The following is a 16,692-nucleotide window of genomic DNA, read 5'->3' on the forward strand; positions in this document are numbered from 1 at the left end:
CAGGGCCGGAAGCCGGATGGGGATCAACCGCCAGGGCGCCGCGAGAATTCGACCGTCATGGCGCTGCGAGAATTCAACCGCCAGGGCGCCACGAGCGCCAAGAGAAACTCAAAAGGTTCTCTTGGCGCTCGTGGTGTCCTGGCGGTTGCCTTTTTTGGGACCTCGCAGCTAGCTCGGAAGTCGTGCCGGCGCGATTCAGAGCGCCGTGCGGTACAACCACCAGCCGCCGCGGTGATCGGCCAGGCGGAGGTTCTGCGGGATGATGGGCGCAGAGGCTTCGGGGCGGGTGCGGATGAGAACGTAGTTCCAGTCTTCGAGCTTGAACGTGGACCAATCCACACCGTGCAGATCGCTCTCCGTGTAGGTCGGCGGAAGGCGCAGGGCGGGGTTTTCCTTCGTCGGATAGAGCGCGGAGCCCTGGTGGAACCAGATGTCGCTGACGACGGCGGGGCGCTCGGTCAAGAGCAGCTTGTCGTAGTGGATGAAGGGGTGCGCCGTGAAAATGTCGCTGTTCGGATCGAGCGGCACGTTCAGGAGGCTCGACTCGGCCGGGACGCTCGCCAGCACCTCGTGGTAGCCGCGCGCCTCGTGCTGAAAACGGTACGAGGCCACCAGCGCAATCGTCGCCATGCCCGACGCCAGCGCCGGGGCGGCCCGGTCGAGCAAGCTCGCGAGCCATCGATGGAGCGCCGGACGGCGGATGGCCATCAAGCAGAGGAACAAGAACAGCGGTACCAGCCGGCCATCGACGAAGCCAAACCAGCCGATGGTGTGCGGTAAAACGAGGAACATCACCCCAACGGCCACCGCACCCGCCAGGAGCGCCCGCGTGTGCGCCTCGCTCGCCGTGGTGGCAGTGGCAGTGGCAGGGGCGAGCGCGCGGCCCGTCGTGCCCTCGGGGCGGAGCTTTCGCACGGTGGCCACGGTGCACGACACCACGATGAGCCAAACGACGCAGCCGATGAAGAAGTCGATGCCCGTTCGCGTCATCAACGTGGGCGTGATGAGCAAGGTGAACTTGTCGTAGGGCCCTTGAAAGTGTGGCTCGAGGTTGCCTGCGCTCACGCTCACCGAACCCGGCGGTGTCGTTCCCGCCCGCTCGAGCCAGGCCACGTACCCCGCCAGGAGCAGCGCCGGGATCAGGGCGCGCAGCCGCAAAAGACGCTCGAAGCGATTGCCGGTCGACAACGTCGCGATGCCGGCCACGAACAGGAACAGCAAGAACGCATGTCCGTGCGCGATGAAGAGCATCGGCGCGGCGATCGCCATCACCAGCTCTTTCTTGGCGGTGCCCTCGCCCTCGCCCGCCGCGCCGGTCGCGCCGGTCGCGCCGGTCGCATTGGTTGCACCCGACGAGACGCTCGCATCGGCGGCGACGAGGAGCTCCAGCCAGAGGGCCAGGCAGACCAACATCACCGCAAGGCCGAGCAGGTAGCTCGCAAAGCCCAGGAGGGTCATCATCCCAAACGAGAGGACCAGCCCCATGAAGCCCATGGTGGGGGAGGGATCCCCGTGCAGCCGCTTGCGCGCGAACAGCAGGGCGGCGGGGGTCGCGAGCATCGGCAAGGTGGCGAGCGCTCGGACCGCCCCCACCGGACCCACCACCGCCGCGAAGTGCTCCCCGAGGAAACGGAAGAGCGAGTACGGGCCGACGTGGGGTGCCAGCACGAAAAAGCGTTGGTCGAACGTCGACTCCGCAAAGCGATGACGCAACGCAATGAGGCCCGCGTGGGCGGGAAGATCCTGGAAAGGCAGCGCGTCGAAGATCCAGAAAACGAGCACGCTTGCGATCCCGACCACCCCCAGCCCCAGCCAGGCCCAGCGCGTGCGCGATGTCACTTCGGCGGAGCCCGGGCTCCCGACGTTGACACTGGAATCCAAGCTCGCGCCGGCGAGATCGGGTTCGGGCGCGCCGGAAACGCCTGAAACCTGGGAAACCGGAGAAGGCTGTCGGGTGGCGTGCGTCGTCATCGGTTCAACGCGGCGGCGGCGGAGAAAGGGTCAGTCGGATCGGTCGGGTGCGGGAGCGAGCTCACGTCTGCGAACGTGGCTTTGCAGCGCTCTCCAACGCCGAGCGTAGAGCAAAGAGTGTGCGCGTGTGCGGGTTTTTCGGCTTCAATCTTCCTGTGCGTGGGCGCTGACATCCCGTACGGAGGTGTCTCGGTGCTTGCTGTCTTTGGCTTCGACCGCCTGACCGAAAAGGTGCAGGTACTGCGCAGCGCTGGCAACGGAAAAGACAAGCGAAAGGTAGACAAGCATACGCCCCACGTGAACGAGGTCGACGACGCCGAGATCGATCCCGAGGTACGAGAGATGATAGGGGTAACCCAGCACGAGGGCGATGATCCCAATCATTTGGAGCGCTGTTTTGGTCTTGCCCTCCCGCCCTGCCGAGATGACCACGCCGGAGTTGGCCGCCACGCTGCGCAGTCCGGTGACGCTGATCTCGCGTCCGAGGAGCACCACCACCACCCACGCGGGGATGCGTCCCATGGGGACCATCCAGACCAGGCCGGCCATGACGATGAGCTTGTCGGCCAGCGGATCGAGGAACTTCCCGAGCACGCTGACCACGCCCATGCGGCGCGCGAGGTAGCCGTCGAGCGCGTCGGTGAGCGCGGCCAAGGTGTAAACCAAGGCGGCCCAGAAACAGGCGACGGGGGTCTGCCGATCGAGCAGCACCAGAAAGACCGGGATCATCACGATGCGGAACATCGTGAGGAGGTTGGGGAGGTTGACCGCGTCCTGCGCGAGGGTGCGGCGGTGTTCTTTGCGATCCTGGGCGGTGCGCGACGGCGCCTTCGGGGGGAGATCTTGGGTCATCGTCCGGCGACCAACACGGTTCCTGCACCCACGAAGTTGATGAGGCCACGCTGCCCGCCGGGGGCTTCACCCGGTGGAACGGCGGTGGGAACGAGGTGCCCCGTCCACCCGAGGACCGATGGAGCGCGCACGGTGGCGGCTTGGTCGGGGGTCACCTCCAAGGTGGCGAGCGGCTCGATGTACTCGATCGCCAGAGGGCCGGGGCCGCGCAGATGGACGACGAAGATGGGCTCGTCGTCGCCGCGCGCGAGCCGTCCGTTCTCGAAGGTCATGGAGAGGTCGAAGGCGAGGATGGCGTCCTCGCGCAAAAAAAGAACGTCGTCCTCGCCCAGGGCGGACGCGACCGCCGACCGCCCGGGGCGCGGGGAGAGCACGACGACGCCGTTGCCCGTCGCATGCACCACGGTGCTCGAGATGCCCCCGAACGAGTCGCCGTGGCCGCGTCCGCGTCGCTCGAGGACTTGCGTCGTCAAGGAGCCCGTGTAGCTTCGCAGGGCATCGAAACGCAGCGCGACATTGCGCGATTCGCGGTGCATCCCAGGGCTGCGCAGGTGCACGACGATCTGGCCGGCGGCGGTCGTGGACAGCGCTTCGTCGGGTGCCGGGGTGACGCGGGCCGCGCGCAGAAGGTGCTGCAGCGCGACGGGGGCGGCTGGCGAACGCGGAGCGTGGGCAGGAGCAGGAGCGGACACGGGGACGTGGGCGTTGGCGGCGGGCGATCCGGAGATGGCGCGAGGGTGCGGTGTGTGCGCAAATGGCGGGGCCGCGGACAGGGGGGCCGAGCGCGGCGCGTCGGACGGGAGCTTGATGGCCTCGCCGATTTCGACGGGGTGCCACATTTCGGGTTCCGGTCTGTGGGTCTCGGCTTGGGCGAGAACGAACGAGAGCTCGCCGGAGTCCAGCTCTTCGAATGGCTCGGCGGCGGCACGCACCTCGCTCGTCTCCGGGACGAGGCGCGCAAAGGGCGGTTCCCCCTCGCGCGCTTCGTGGGCGGCGGCAAAGGGCAATTCGGCCTCGCGCCCTTCGCTCGCGCCATTGGGGATGGCGGTGGTGTTCGTGGCCTGCCTAGCTTGCGAGACCTGCGTGGCTTGCGACGCCTGCGAGGACCGCGACGCCTGCGGGATGGATGCAACGTGCGCGGCGCGCGCGCTCGGCGCCGTCTGCGCGCCGTTTGCGTCTCGAGGCCCGCCCGAATCGGGCGCCTCGCGCCCCTCACGCACCTCTTCGAGGTCGCGCGAGAGCGGCGCAAGATCCGACGAGACGATGGATGGGCGCCCGCCGCGGCGCTCCGTCATGCGACGGGCCATGGCGGTGTGGCCACCCCGCTCGAACGCAAGCTCGGCTTTGTCGTAGTCGCCCAGCCGCTCGTAGGCGAGGCCCAGGTAGCCCCACGCGCGGCGGTGCTCGGGCGAGACGGTCACCACCTCTTCCAGCTCCTCGCGCGCCCGCTGCGCCTGGCCGGTCTTGAGGTAGCAAAGCGCCAAATTCAGGCTGAGCGAGGTGCGACCCGGGTGATCGTGCTTGAGCTGCTCGTAGATCTGGATCGCCCTTGGGTAATGCCCGATGCGAAAGTACACCACGGCGAGCAGGTCCTGCCCTTTGGGATCGCGCGGCTGCAGTTGGAGGGCTTGCTCCAGCTCTTCCTTCGCCTCGTGCACGCGGCTGTCTTGCAGAAGCTCGCTGCCTCGAAACAGATGAAAGAGGAACTCTTCGCCCGCCGGATCCCGCGAGCGGTCCGATCGCGGCAACGTGGACGCCCGGCGCTCCGGCGAGAGCGATCGAGGGCTGCGCCGTCCGACGTTGTCATCCATGATTCGGGTGATCTCCTGGTTCGGTGGTGGTGAGCCGGCGCACGGGTCGTGCGCATCGCGCAAGCCGGCGGATGGATCCTACTCTTACCAGAGTGCCTGCGCCCAGCTTCCTTGTGCGATGCGAACATCGAAAACGGCGCCGTGCGTTACGGTGGCCATCAGATAATGAAACGTGGCATGGGCCCCCCAGGCCATCCATGCGCCCCGGTCCTTCATCCACAACGCCGCATACCCCACGCCGAGCAAGCCCGCCAACACCGTCTCGAGCGGCGCGCCGCCCTGGGAGCCCCACGATGCCGCCGCGGCAACCAAGCCACATATGACGAGCTGAGCCGCGCGGGTGAGCGTGCCGCGAAGCGCATGCAGGATCACCCCCCGCAAGAGCAACTCGTCGCGCACGGCCACCAAGGTCGCCACGAGCAGGCCGTTCACCAAGGCGAGGATGCCGAGTTGCGGCGCCATGTGAAGCGAGGCCGCGCGCGCGAGGAGCGCGACGACCAAGAGAACCACCGCCAGGGCCGCGGCAAACGCCGCGCCGCGAAGCGCGCGCCGGGCAATGGCGCTGCTGCTCGGGGCGGGGGCATGCGGATCGGACCACATGACGCCGATGCGACCCGCCCCAAACTCCGTGATCGCCGCCTGAATGGCCGCGGCGCCGACGGCGTTCTTCTGGAAGTACACCCCCACGAGCAGGATGCCTGCTTGGAGCGCGAGGCCCGACCCCAGCGTCTTCGCCACCTGCGCGAGGGGCTTCATCCGAGGCCCCCGTCGTTCCGAGGCCCGCCGCGGCTAGAGGTCAAAGAACGCCCTCGAAGTTCGGGCCTTGCGCCAGAAGACCGGGCAAGCCGCCCGTGTGGAGGAACAGCACCCGTGCGCCGCGGGGGATGGCGCCGCGCGCGACCGCTTGCGCGAGGCCGAACATGGCCTTGCCGGTGTACGAAGGGTCGAGCAAGATGCCGCTCGTCCGGGCCACGCGCACCAAAAAGGCGCGCTGCTCTTCGCTCATGACGGCGTAGGCCGGGCCCTTGGCGCCGTCGTCGACCACCAGGCGCGCCTCGCGGGTCAAGCTGGGGTCGAGCGCGCGCGCCTCGTCGATGATCCGGGCGATGATTTGCTCGAAGTGGTGGCGGTTGTCGCTGACGGCAAAGGACCACACCTGCGCGGCCACGTCCGACTCGCCCGCGCCCAGCACGGTGCCGGCCGCCGTTCCTCCCGAGCCGCACGCGTGCGCGATCACGTCGAAGGCGATCCCGCCGCCGGCGATGCCATGATCGAGCTGCAAGCGCGTCTCGCGCATGGCCTCCACATAGCCGAGGGCGCCCAGGCCATTCGAGCCGCCCTCTTGAATCAAGTAGGGGCGCTCGCCCGCGTCCTCGAGGGCATGCGCGGCGTCGGTCATGATGCGCGTGCGATCGCGGTACTCTTGGGCCGTGGTCGGCCGAATCTCGGCGCCGACCAGGCGATCGAGCAGCATGTTGCCGATGTGCTCGGGGCGGCCTTCGGCGTCGCCCATGCGCAAGAAGAGGATGCAGCGCAGGCCCAAGCCCGCGGCGGCGATGGCGGTGGCGCGCGCGTGGTTCGACTGGGTGCCGCCGCAGGTGATGACGCAGGTGGCCCTTCGGTCGATGGCGTCGCCCAGGAGGAACTCGAGCTTGCGCAGCTTGTTGCCGGCTTCGGCCCCGCCGGTGGTGTCGTCGCGTTTGATGTAGAGCTCGACCCCGAGCATCGACGAGAGCGCCTTCGAGCGCACGATGGGCGTGGGGCCGTGGATCAGCGGGATGCGGGCTCTCACGCGAACGTAACCAGTTTGGCGTTGGCTTCCACGGCGGCGCCCGTGTCGGCGTGCACCTCGGCGACCGTACCTGGCGCTTTGGCGCGCAGCTCGTTCTCCATCTTCATGGCCTCGATGATGAGGAGAGGTTGCCCCGCGGCCACCTCATCGCCCTTCTTGACGAAGACCTTCACGACGCGCCCCGGCATCGGCGACTTGACGACCTTCTCCCCGGCGCGTCCTGCGCCCTTCGTGGCCGCATCGGCGGCGCGCTGCCGCTCGCTGACCACGCGGACGTACGAGCGGTGGCCGCTGGCGATGACGCCGACATCGGGCGGGGAGCCTTCGGTGGTCAGATCGACCAGGTGCCCTTCCACCCGCACGGACAGCGCTCCGGAGCTGGGGATGGACACATGGTCGACGTCGACGAGCTCGCCGGAGACCCGCACCTGGAGCTCGCCGCTCGGAAGTTCCGTGACGTCGACCTCCACGGGCGCGGCGGGCCTGTTCGAGGTGGACGAGGAGTCGGAAGCAGGCTCGCCCCCGGTCTTGGGAGCATCGAGGGTGACGTAATAGCGCATCGGGCGAACGGACGTTAGCCGAAGCAGTCTTTGTCGGCCAGCCCAGAGCTATTTCACACACCGCCGGCACGTGGCTGCGCTATGGGGCTACTATGTCCGCCGTCCTCGTTGGCAAGCCGTTTTCTCTTCAGGATCTCGAAGATGTAGCCCTCCGCGGTCGCGCCGTGGAATTCGATCCGGGCGCCCGCGCCAAGGTGATCGCCTCCCGCGCGGCCATCGACCGCATCGCCGAAGGCGGCGATCGGTCGCCCCGCGTCTACGGGGTCAACACCGGCTTCGGCGCGCTCAGCGAGACGCGCATCGGGGCCGCCGACATCCGCGCGCTCCAGCGCAACCTCGTCCGCTCCCACGCCACCGGCACCGGCCCCGATCTGTCGATCGCCGAGGTGCGCGGGATGATGCTTCTGCGCGCGCAGGTGTTGGCCATCGGCCACTCGGGGGTGCGCCCGATTTTGGTCGAGCAGCTCCTGGCGATGCTCAACGCGGGGGTGCACCCGCGCATCCCGTCGCAAGGGTCGGTCGGGGCATCGGGCGATCTCGCGCCGCTGGCCCACCTGGCGCTGGCCATGATCGGGGAGGGCGAAGCGTCGGTCGAGGCCTCGGTGCGCGCCGGCGCCAATCCGCACGCGGGGTATCGACCCGTCCACATTTCCGGTGGCGATGCGCTGCGGATGGTGGGGATCGCTCCGGTGGAGCTGGAGGCGAAGGAGGGTCTTTCCCTCATCAACGGCACGCAGTTCATGGCGTCGCTCGGGACGATGATGCTGCTCGAGGCGGAGCGTCTCTGCACGGTGTCGGACATCGCGGGGGCGATGAGCCTGGAGGCGCTGAAGGGAACGAGCCGTCCCTTCGATCCGCGTCTGCAAGCGGCCCGTCCGCACCCGGGGCAGGAGCAAACGGCGTCGAACCTGCGGGCGCTCTTGACCGAGAGCGAGATCATGGAGAGCCATCGCGACTGCGGCAAAGTGCAGGACGCCTACAGCCTGCGATGTATGCCGCAGGTCCATGGCGCGACGCGCGATGCGCTCGGGTGGGTGCGCACGGTGCTCGAGCGCGAGGTGAACAGCGTGACGGACAATCCGAGCGTGTTCCTCGATGCGAGCGGTGACAAAACGGGAGAGATGGACATCATCAGCGGGGGGAACTTCCACGGGCAGCCGCTGGCCTTGGCGCTGGACTTGGCGGCCATGGCGGTGGCGGAGCTGGCGAACATCAGCGAGCGGCGGGTGGAGCAGCTGGTCAATCCGGCGTTTTCGACGGGCCTCACGCCGTTTTTGGCGCCCGGGAGCGGGCTGCACTCGGGGTTCATGATCGCGCAGGTGGCGTCGGCGTCGCTGGTGAGCGAAAACAAGGTGCTTTGCCACCCGGCGAGCGTGGACTCGATCCCGTCGTCGGCGGGCAAAGAGGACCATGTGAGCATGGGGAGCATCAGCGCGCGCAAGCTTCGGGAGGTCGTCGCCAACGTGCGGAACGCCGTTGCGATCGAGGTGATGACGGCGGCAGCGGGGCTGGATCAGCGCAAGCCGCTCGCGCCGAGCAAGGGCGTTCGCGCGGCCTACGCGAAGGTTCGGGAGCTGGTGGCGCCGCTGACCGAGGACAGGCCGCTTTACAAGGATATCGCGGCGGTGTCGGCGTTGATTGCGTCCGGGGAGCTTACCCGTGCGGTCGAGGCCGAAATCGGCGCGTTGCGCTGAGCTGGAACTCGGTTTAAAAGGCCGAGTGGGCCCCTTGGCGGAAAGGCATACGCAGTGAATTTAAAATTCACGGCTCGAAAGGGCGTGCGGGTTCGAATCCCGCAGGGGCCACCGCGTTGAGCGGCGGCCGGTCTCGGGGAGACCGGCTGCCGGTTCGCACATCGGAGTTGGCGCTCGCGGTTGCCGTTGGCACGTACCGCGCGGGGGCGCTCGCCCCCTCCGCGCTGCGATTCGAGCCTCCCGGTTCGGGCGGAGAGGTGGCAGCTTGGGGGGATGATGACGGACGGGGATGCGGAGCTGTATCGGGGGTGGGGCGGTGAGCTCGTGGCGTCGTGTTACGACGAGGGCACGGGGGCGTTCATGTTCATTTGTGTCCATTCGACGGTGAGGGGGCCGGCGGCCGGGGGGATTCGGCTGAAGGCTTATGATTCGCCGGGGGATGGCTTGCGGGATGGGATGCGGCTGTCGCGTGCCATGTCGCTCAAGATGGCGATTTGTGGTGCGCCGTTGGGCGGTGGGAAGGCGGTGATCGCGCTCGATTCGGCGCGGGGTGATGTGTCGACGGGCCAGCGCGGGCCGCTGTTGGAGCGGTTTGCGGCGTTGCTCGCTTCGTTGAAGGGCACGTATTACGGGGCGCCGGATATGAATACGGGTCCGGCGGATATGGACTTCATTCACGCGCGGAGTCCGTATGTGTTTTGCCGCACGGAGGAGCGCGGCGGGTCGGGTAGTACGACGCAGCACACGGCGTTGGGTGTATTTTGCAGCATTCTGGCGAGCGCGGAGTTCGCGTTTGGATCGCGGAGTTTGGCGGGGAAATCGGTCGTGGTTCAAGGTGTGGGCGAGGTCGGTGCCGCGTTGGTCGGGAGGTTGGTGAGGGCGGGGGCGCGCGTGACCATCAGTGATGTCGCGGAGGACCGGGTCGCGAAGCTCGCTGCGGAGTTCGGGGTCGCCTCGGTCGCGCCGGAGGCGGCGGCGGCAACGGATTGCGATATCTTCGCGCCGTGCGCCACGGGCGGCGTGCTCAATGCGCGCAGCATTCCCGAGTTGCGATGCGCCGTGGTCGCGGGTGCCGCCAACAATCAACTCGCGACACCCGAGGATGACGCGCGCTTGCATGAGCGCGGCATTCTGTACGCGCCGGACTTCGTCGCCAGCGCCGGCGGCGTGCTGCACGGCGTGGGGCTCGAGCTTTGGCGCTGGAGCGAAGCCCAAGTCGATCGCGCCGTGGAGCAATTGGGCGATACCTTGCTGGAGGTGTTTGCGAAGGCCCGCGCCGAACGAATTGGAACGCACGCGGCGGCCGAGAAGCTGGCGCGCGCCAAGTTGGCCGTTCCGCGCGCGTGAGGCTGCGCGCGCGCTTCAGCGCATGCGCGTTTCAACGCGAGCGCGCGGCGCGCTCCAGAAATTGCGCCATGGCCGACGAGAGCTCGCTGTACGCCGGGGACTCGAGCGGGGCGTGGGCGCCGTTGGAGAGGACGATGAGCTCCTTGCTCGTGGGGATGCGTTCGTAGATGGGCATGCTCATCGCGACGGGCGTCCATGTGTCGGCGCCGGGGTGGATGAGGAGGAGCGGACACGGAAGGGCGAAATCGTGACGGGGTGGAGCGTAGGTGTGGAGGCTGCGAAAGAAGTGGACGGGAACGCGGCGGCGGCCGATGAGCGGATCGTTGCAGAGTGCACGGGATAGCGTGGGATCTGTGGTGAGCGTTTCGATGGGGGTGAACCAGGTCATGGGGAGGGCGAGCGCGCCCGCGAGGTGTGGCGCGAAACGGAAGGCGGCGAGGGCGAGATGGCCCAGCCAGGGGGCGCGCGCGGCGCGGACGAAGGTGTCGCGGTCGCGCAGATCGATGAGGGTGGTCGCGAGGACGCCGGCGACGGTGGGGGCTTTTTGAGCGGCCCAGAGCGCGGTCACGCCGCCGACGCTCAGGCCAGCGAGGACGACGGGCCCGAGCGAGGACGCTTCGCGGGCGAGATCGGCGATGAGATCGACCCACGTAGCGTAGTCGAGGCGCGTGCCGTGCGGTACGCGGGTGAGGCCGTATCCGGGGAGATCGGGCGCGCGAACGGCGAAGCCGGCATCGAGGGCGGGGAGGGCGAAGGGGGCGAGCAGACGGCCGTGGCCCCCCGCGCCGTGCACGAGGATGACGGTGCCTCGGGCGGGGCCCTCGGGCGACCAGTCGTCGACGTGGACGTGGTGGCCCCGCCAGGGGTGCCATGCCTCGACGGGCGCTCGGTGGAAGCCGATGCCGAAGGCGCTCGCCACGCGGGCGCGGTAGTCGGAGGTCGCTGCGGAGTCGTCGTAGGTCGGGAGCTCGGCCCGTGCTTGCGTGTCGCGCATGCCGATGAATGTTGAGCTTTTGCTCGGGTTCATCTACTCGGGTTCATCGGAGGTGCGAGCATGGCCGCCGCGCGCAAGAAAGCCCCACGACGAAAGCCGATTCAGACGCGATCGCAGGAGACGGTCCGCGCCATCGTGGACGCGGCTGCTCGGGTCCTCGCGCGACGCGGGTACGCGGCGACCACCACCAACCACGTGGCGGCGCGCGCCGGGGTGTCCATCGGATCGTTCTACGAGTACTTTCGCGACAAGGACGCCGTGGTCCGCGCGGTGCTCGAGAGGCACCTCGCGGCGGGCGAGGCGCTGTTCGCGGAGCGCGCGGCCGCGTTGGGCGCGGGGCAGGGGACGTTGCGGGAGCTCCTGGGCGCCCTCGTGCAGGCGTTCATCGACTTTCATGCCGATGATCCGCGGCTTCATCGGGTGCTCTCGCACGAGGTGCCGCACTCGGCGGCCACCGTGCGGCGCGTGCTGGAGCTCGAACGTCGCATCGTCGCCATCATCGCGGGGATCTTGGCCGCGCACCCCGAGGCCCGCGTTCGCGATCCCCGCCTGGCCGCGCAGCTGTGCGTCGAGACGGTCGATGCCCTCGCGCACCGCTGGATCGTCGACGAGGGCGGCGAACCGATCGCGGCCGAGGCCCTCGCCCATGAATTGACGGAGCTGCTCGTGGCGTACGTTGCGCGAGGCACCTCGCCGCGCCCGCGCGGGACCTCCGCGTGAGCGCGCGCGATGCTACCGTCGAACCGATGAGCCGCTCGCTTCATGTTCGCGCCAATGGCCTGTTGCACCACGTCCTCGAGTGGACACCGGACACCCCGAAGCACGCGAGCCGCGATCGCGGGCTCACCGGCCACGCCGACCACGCCAGCCCCGCGCCGGGCGCGAACGTGCCCACCGTGCTCCTCGTGCACGGCTTCATGGACGTCGGCGGCTCGTGGGACCTGGTGGCGCCCCACTTGGCCCGGGCCGGATTTCGCGTGCTGGCGCCGGACTTGCGCGGCTTTGGCGATACGGAGCGCGCGCCCGAGGGGAGCTACTACCACTTCGCCGATTACGTGGCCGACGTCGCCGCCCTGGTCGATGCCCTCTGCGGCGAGGCGCCATTCGACTTGGTCGGTCACTCCATGGGCGGCACCGTGACCACCCTCTACGCGGGGGCACACCCCGAGCGCCTGGCGCATTTGGCCCTGCTCGAGGGCTTCGGCCCGCCCGACAACTCCGCCACCGTGGCACCGGCCCGCATGCGTCGCTGGCTCGACGATCTGCGAAAGCACCGCGCCGCGTCGTCGTCGCCCGGGTACGAGCGCGCGCGTTCCTTTGCGACCTTGGACGAAGCCCTGGTGCGCCTCCAGTGGAACCATCCCGCCGTGCCCGATGCCGTGCTTCGCTCGCGCCTCGTCCACATGGTCAAGCCGGTGGAGGGCGGCCGGTTCGCCTGGCGGTTCGACGAGCTCCATCGCACCACCTCGCCGACTCCCTTCCGCGCCGATACCCACCGCGCCTTCATCGCCCGCGTCGCGTGCCCGGTGCTGGCCGTGAGCGGAGGCGCCGACGGCTTTCACGTCGAGGACGAAGAGAAGCGGATTGAGACGTTCGCCGATGTCGCGCGTGCGGAGCTCCCCGGCGCGGGGCATATGATGCACTGGACCCAGCCCGACCGCCTCGCGGAGCTCCTGCTCGCGTTCTTCACGCGCCAGCGCGCCCGTCACTCGGACTTGGCGCGGTAGCCTCCGGATGGCGAAGCGGGGGCCGCGCTCGGGCGGGTGAGGGTGAACGCAAGCACCACCGAGACCAGCGCGACGCACGCGCCGGCCGCGAAGGGTGCGGCGATGCCCACGTGCGTGTAGACGATCCCCGTCAGGGTGGGGCCGATGGCGCGCGCCAACCCGCCGGCCGACTGCGCAAAGCCCAGGATCGACCCTTGCCGCTCCGGCCCCGCGTGCTCCGACGCGAGCGACGACAGGCACGGGTTGATCACGCCCATGCCGATCCCCAGGAGGAGCAGCCCGCCGGCCACCATCGCCGCCGTGGTCGCCCGCGAAACGAGGAGCAGCCCGCACATGCTCGCGAACGAGCCGGCCAGCACCAGGTTGCGCGGCCCCCACGCGCGCGTGAGCCGCCCGATGAGCCCTCCCTGGATGACGAACATCATGAACCCGAAGAGCCCGAAGACATGGCCGATCTCGCGCTCGGTCCACCCGAGCCGCGCGTTGGTGAGCAGCGGCAGGGTCACGTTGATGGTGCTCATGTAGAGGAACGTCAAAAAATAGAGCGCGAACACCTTGAGAATGCCGCGGTTGGTCAGCGCTTCCCACAACGTCGCGCGCTTCGCCGCGCCGTGCGCAGCAGCCGCCGCGGAAGCAGTAGCCGCCGCCGCGGAAGCAGCCGCCGGCGAAGACGTGCCTGTTGCCTTCGTCTCCGGCATGAAGAAGAACGCGCCCACCAGATCGGCCACGGCCAGCGCCGAGGCGAAGAGCGGAGGTGCCCACGGCCCGAGGTGGCTCACGGAGCTCCCGATCACGGGGCCCAGCACCATCCCCAGCCCGATCCCGGCGCCGATGCGGCCCATGCCCTTGGCGCGATCTTCGGGCCGGGTCACGTCGGCGACGGCGGCTTGGCACGCCGAGATGTTGCCGGCGGTCGCGCCGGCCATGATGCGCGACGCAAAGAGGAGGGGCAGCGTCGAGAGCTCGGTCGCGAGCGCGAAGAGCGCCATCGACAGCGCGTTGCCCGCGAGCGAGATCAGGATCACCCGGCGCCGGCCCACGCGATCGCTGAGCCGGCCCAGGATGGGGGTCGCCAGGAGCTGGGTCACGGCGAACGACGAGAGGATGAACCCCACCGTCACCGCGCTGCCGCCCATCGATTTCACGTAGAGCGGGAGCAGCGGGATGATGAGACCGAACCCCACCAGATCGAGAAACACCGTGATGAAGGCAAACGTGAGCACCCTCCGCTCGCGGGAAGCGGCGGAGCCACGCATCGATGTAGGGTCGGTCACAACGCGTCGATGCTCCTCACGAACGTGGGCTTCTTTCGCAACTGCGTCGCCCGTTCGTACGCGTAGGCCACGCGCAGGAGCGCGGGCTCGGACCACGCGCCGCCAAAAAAGAGGACGCCGAGCGGCAGCCCGCGCACCTCGCCGCAGGGCACGCTGACGCTCGGATAGCCGGCCACGGCCGGGAGCGTCGAGCTCGACCCGGTGAAAATATCACCGTTGGCCGTGTCCGTGATCCACGCGGCGCCGCCGGTCATCGTCACGATGATGTCGAGCTTTTGAGCGCTCAGCGCGCGATCGATGCCCTCGTCGCGCGCGAGCTTGCGGCAGGTGGCGAGGGCCTCGCGGTACGGCGCCGCGTCGAGACCTCCCTTTTGCAGCGCCTTCTCGAACAGGTCCTGCTGGAACCACGGCATCTCGTCGCGCGCGTGCTCCCGGTTCCAGCGAACCACGTCCTCGAGCGTGCGCAGCGGCTGGTTGGGGCGCGTGGCCAAGTAGGCGGCCATATCGGCTTTGAGCTCGTACAGGAGGACCTCGAGCTCCGGCTCCTCGAGCGCCCGGGTGACGTCGCGGAGCGTTCGCAGGCCGCGCTCGTTCGGCGGGAGAGGCTCGAGATCGACCACGATCGCGCCCAGCTTGCGCAGGGCCGTGAGCGCATTTTCGAACGCGCTCGAGAGGGCGGGGATCATCCAAGGCTCCCCGCGCACCACGCCGATGCGCACGCCGCGCGCGCCCTGGGCGTCCAGAAAACGCGTGTAGTCGCGCTCTGCGCGGGCCTGCGCGGTGGCCGGATCGCGCGCATCGGAGCCCGCGATGGCGCCGAGCACCACGGCGGTGTCGGCCACCGTGCGGGTCATGGGGCCCGCCGTGTCTTGGCTGTGGGCGATGGGGACGATGCCCGCGCGGCTCACCAGCCCCAAGGTCGGCTTGAGCCCGACGAGGCCGCAGAGCGACGCGGGGCTCACGATCGAGCCGTCGGTCTCGGTGCCGATCGACACTGCCGCCAGGTTCGCGGCGATGGCCGCCGCGGAGCCGGAGCTCGAGCCGCTGGTGTTGCGATTGAGCGCATAGGGGTTTCGTGTGAGCTTGCCGCGGGCGCTCCACCCGCTGATGGAGTGCGTGTCGCGGATGTTGGCCCACTCGCTCAAGTTCGTCTTCCCCAGGATGACCGCGCCGGCCTCGCGCAGGCGCTCCACCACGTGCGCGTCCCGGGACGCCCGCGAGCCCGCGAGCGCGAGGGAGCCCGCGGTGGTCTGCATGCCGTCGCCCGTGTCGAGGTTGTCCTTCACGAGCACGGGGATGCCGTGCAGCGGCCCGCGCGGGCCCTTGGCCTTGCGCTCCTCGTCGAGCCGGATGGCGATGGCGCGCGCGTCGGGGTTCAGCTCGATGACGGATCGAAGCTCCGGCCCGCGGCGGTCGATCGCCTCGATGCGCGCCGTGTAGGCGTCCACCAGCTCGCGCGCCGAGAGCTCCCCGCGCTTCATGCGCGCGCCCAACTCGGCGACCGTCGTCTCCTCCAGCTCGGGGTGGGGCCACGCCGTCTGGGCCGCCGGGAGATTCGCCTGCGAGACGCTCGCGGGGCCCGCCGCCGGTGGCGAGGCACGGGAGGGCCCGCCGCCACAGCCCCCGGAGAAACCAAATGCGAGCCCGGATGCCGTTCCCGTGAAGCCCGTGAGAAATGCGCGCCGATTCATGGCGCACAACGTACCAGGGATCGTTCGTCTGGCGTTGAAAGTCGGCGCCGCGAACGATGGGCCGCCGGGCCGAATCGTGGGTCTGCGGCTAGCGGCGCGCGCGTGTGCGCCTGCGACGTACGAAGCTTGTCGCTGCGAGCATCACACACGTCGATAACGTCAGAATGGCCCCACCGGCCGTCCCGCCGGAGTTGCCCATCGCGCAACTGGCCGCGCCGCCGCCCAGGCCCGAGCCGTCGTCTTCGCCGTCGGTGCCGGGATTGCCCTTTGGCCCGCGGCCGCCTCCTTTGCCGGCGTCGCCTCCGCCGTTCGAACCGCCTCCGCCGTCGTCGGGATCTTCCCCTTGGCCTCCGTCGCCGCCGGGTGGCGTCACGACCACTCCGCCGTCGGTTCGGGTGCCCGCGTCCGCGCCGGGCGCGGCTCCACCGGTCACCGTGATGGTGCGGGTCGCGGTGGCCACGCCGTCGCCGGCCTTGGTGCCGTTGCGATCGGTGGCCATTCCGGCGACCCACAGCATGAACGGTCCGTTCGTCGCCGGCGCGGTCACTCGGAATTTGTAGGTGCCGGTCGCGCCCGCGGGCACCGGGGTGATCGCGGTGATCTCCGAGTCCTTGTTGTTGCCGGGGACCGCGGTGTTCTGCCCGCTCGCCACCAGCAGCCCGCTCGGCACCGCCGCATTGAGCGAGGTGCCTTGGCTGTTGCCGGCCACGGTGACCGTGAGCTCGGCCTGCGAGCCGGCCTGCATCGTCTGCGGAACGTTGAGGGTGAGGGTCGGCGCCGTCCCTCCGGTGTGGCAATTGGCCTTGCTGCACGTCTCCGAGACGCCGTTGTAGGGCTTGCCGGAGAACCCCAAGGTTCCAGGATTGGCGCGGGCGAAGCGGGGATGGGCCGTAAGGGTCGCGAGACCCGAGAGGGCTGCGAGCGCAGCGATCGGAACGAGTGCGGAGCGTTTCACGGCTCTTGGGGTTTGCAGCCATCG

At 69.3% G+C, this 16,692-nt stretch carries 13 protein-coding genes, 1 tRNA gene and 1 pseudogene; 5 read left to right on the forward strand and 10 right to left on the reverse strand.

Translation table 11 applies throughout. From position 1 onward, the window contains the following. Positions 1-195: 195 nt before the first annotated feature. The 6 genes and pseudogenes from LZC94_18850 to LZC94_18875 all read right to left on the reverse strand — a co-directional run bounded on the left by LZC94_18850 (position 196) and on the right by LZC94_18875 (position 6,617). Entirely contained in the window at positions 196-1,839 is a 1,644-nt protein-coding gene (locus LZC94_18850) for a hypothetical protein (protein WXB19279.1), read from the reverse strand. Positions 1,840-2,115: 276 nt separating this feature from the next. Further along, entirely contained in the window at positions 2,116-2,823 is a 708-nt protein-coding gene (gene pgsA, locus LZC94_18855) for a CDP-diacylglycerol--glycerol-3-phosphate 3-phosphatidyltransferase (GenBank protein WXB19280.1), read from the reverse strand. Next, a complete protein-coding gene (locus tag LZC94_18860; GenBank protein ID WXB19281.1) occupies positions 2,820-4,634 on the reverse strand; it encodes a tetratricopeptide repeat protein in 1,815 nt (604 codons plus the stop codon). Before LZC94_18860 ends, pgsA begins: the two co-directional genes overlap by 4 nt. An 84-nt stretch (positions 4,635-4,718) precedes the next feature. Next, positions 4,719-5,390, reverse strand: coding sequence for a CPBP family intramembrane metalloprotease (locus tag LZC94_18865; protein WXB19282.1), 672 nt, complete (start codon positions 5,388-5,390; stop codon positions 4,719-4,721). Positions 5,391-5,430: 40 nt separating this feature from the next. Then, the gene (locus tag LZC94_18870) at positions 5,431-6,426 is read right to left on the reverse strand and encodes a D-cysteine desulfhydrase family protein (protein ID WXB19283.1); all 996 of its coding nucleotides are present in this window, start codon (positions 6,424-6,426) and stop codon (positions 5,431-5,433) included. Continuing rightward, positions 6,423-6,617, reverse strand: a pseudogene (locus tag LZC94_18875) (acetyl-CoA carboxylase biotin carboxyl carrier protein subunit). Before LZC94_18875 ends, LZC94_18870 begins: the two are co-directional and overlap by 4 nt. 461 nt (positions 6,618-7,078) lie before the next feature. On the opposite strand from LZC94_18875, the gene hutH reads away from it, so the two are divergent. From hutH to LZC94_18890, 3 genes are all read left to right on the forward strand, one after another. Continuing rightward, the gene (hutH, locus tag LZC94_18880) at positions 7,079-8,680 is read left to right on the forward strand and encodes a histidine ammonia-lyase (protein WXB19284.1); all 1,602 of its coding nucleotides are present in this window, start codon (positions 7,079-7,081) and stop codon (positions 8,678-8,680) included. A gap of 28 nt (positions 8,681-8,708) precedes the next feature. Continuing rightward, a tRNA-Leu gene (locus LZC94_18885) sits at positions 8,709-8,791 on the forward strand. A gap of 162 nt (positions 8,792-8,953) precedes the next feature. Beyond that, entirely contained in the window at positions 8,954-10,027 is a 1,074-nt protein-coding gene (locus LZC94_18890) for an NAD(P)-binding domain-containing protein (GenBank protein WXB19285.1), read from the forward strand. Between the two features lie 31 nt (positions 10,028-10,058). Here the strand turns inward: LZC94_18890 and LZC94_18895 are convergent, their stop codons facing one another. Then, positions 10,059-11,021, reverse strand: coding sequence for an alpha/beta hydrolase (locus LZC94_18895; protein ID WXB19286.1), 963 nt, complete (start codon positions 11,019-11,021; stop codon positions 10,059-10,061). A 60-nt stretch (positions 11,022-11,081) separates the two neighbouring features. On the opposite strand from LZC94_18895, the gene LZC94_18900 reads away from it, so the two are divergent. Beyond that, the gene (locus LZC94_18900) at positions 11,082-11,741 is read left to right on the forward strand and encodes a TetR/AcrR family transcriptional regulator (GenBank protein WXB19287.1); all 660 of its coding nucleotides are present in this window, start codon (positions 11,082-11,084) and stop codon (positions 11,739-11,741) included. A 26-nt stretch (positions 11,742-11,767) separates the two neighbouring features. Further along, positions 11,768-12,748, forward strand: coding sequence for an alpha/beta hydrolase (locus LZC94_18905; protein WXB19288.1), 981 nt, complete (start codon positions 11,768-11,770; stop codon positions 12,746-12,748). Here the strand turns inward: LZC94_18905 and LZC94_18910 are convergent. The 3 genes from LZC94_18910 to LZC94_18920 all read right to left on the reverse strand — a co-directional run bounded on the left by LZC94_18910 (position 12,727) and on the right by LZC94_18920 (position 16,668). Then, positions 12,727-14,004 (reverse strand): MFS transporter, encoded by a 1,278-nt coding sequence (locus LZC94_18910; protein ID WXB19289.1) that lies wholly within the window; start codon positions 14,002-14,004, stop codon positions 12,727-12,729. The two genes, LZC94_18905 and LZC94_18910, sit on opposite strands and share 22 nt — an antisense overlap. Before the next feature lie 14 nt (positions 14,005-14,018). Further along, positions 14,019-15,713: an amidase gene (locus LZC94_18915; GenBank protein ID WXB19290.1), complete on the reverse strand. Its 1,695-nt coding sequence runs from the start codon at positions 15,711-15,713 to the stop codon at positions 14,019-14,021. A gap of 88 nt (positions 15,714-15,801) precedes the next feature. Continuing rightward, the gene (locus LZC94_18920; protein ID WXB19291.1) at positions 15,802-16,668 is read right to left on the reverse strand and encodes a hypothetical protein; all 867 of its coding nucleotides are present in this window, start codon (positions 16,666-16,668) and stop codon (positions 15,802-15,804) included. Positions 16,669-16,692 lie beyond the last annotated feature (24 nt).

The sequence above is a fragment of the Sorangiineae bacterium MSr11954 genome (assembly GCA_037157815.1).
Lineage (GTDB): Bacteria > Myxococcota_A > Polyangia > Polyangiales > Polyangiaceae > Pendulispora > Pendulispora albinea.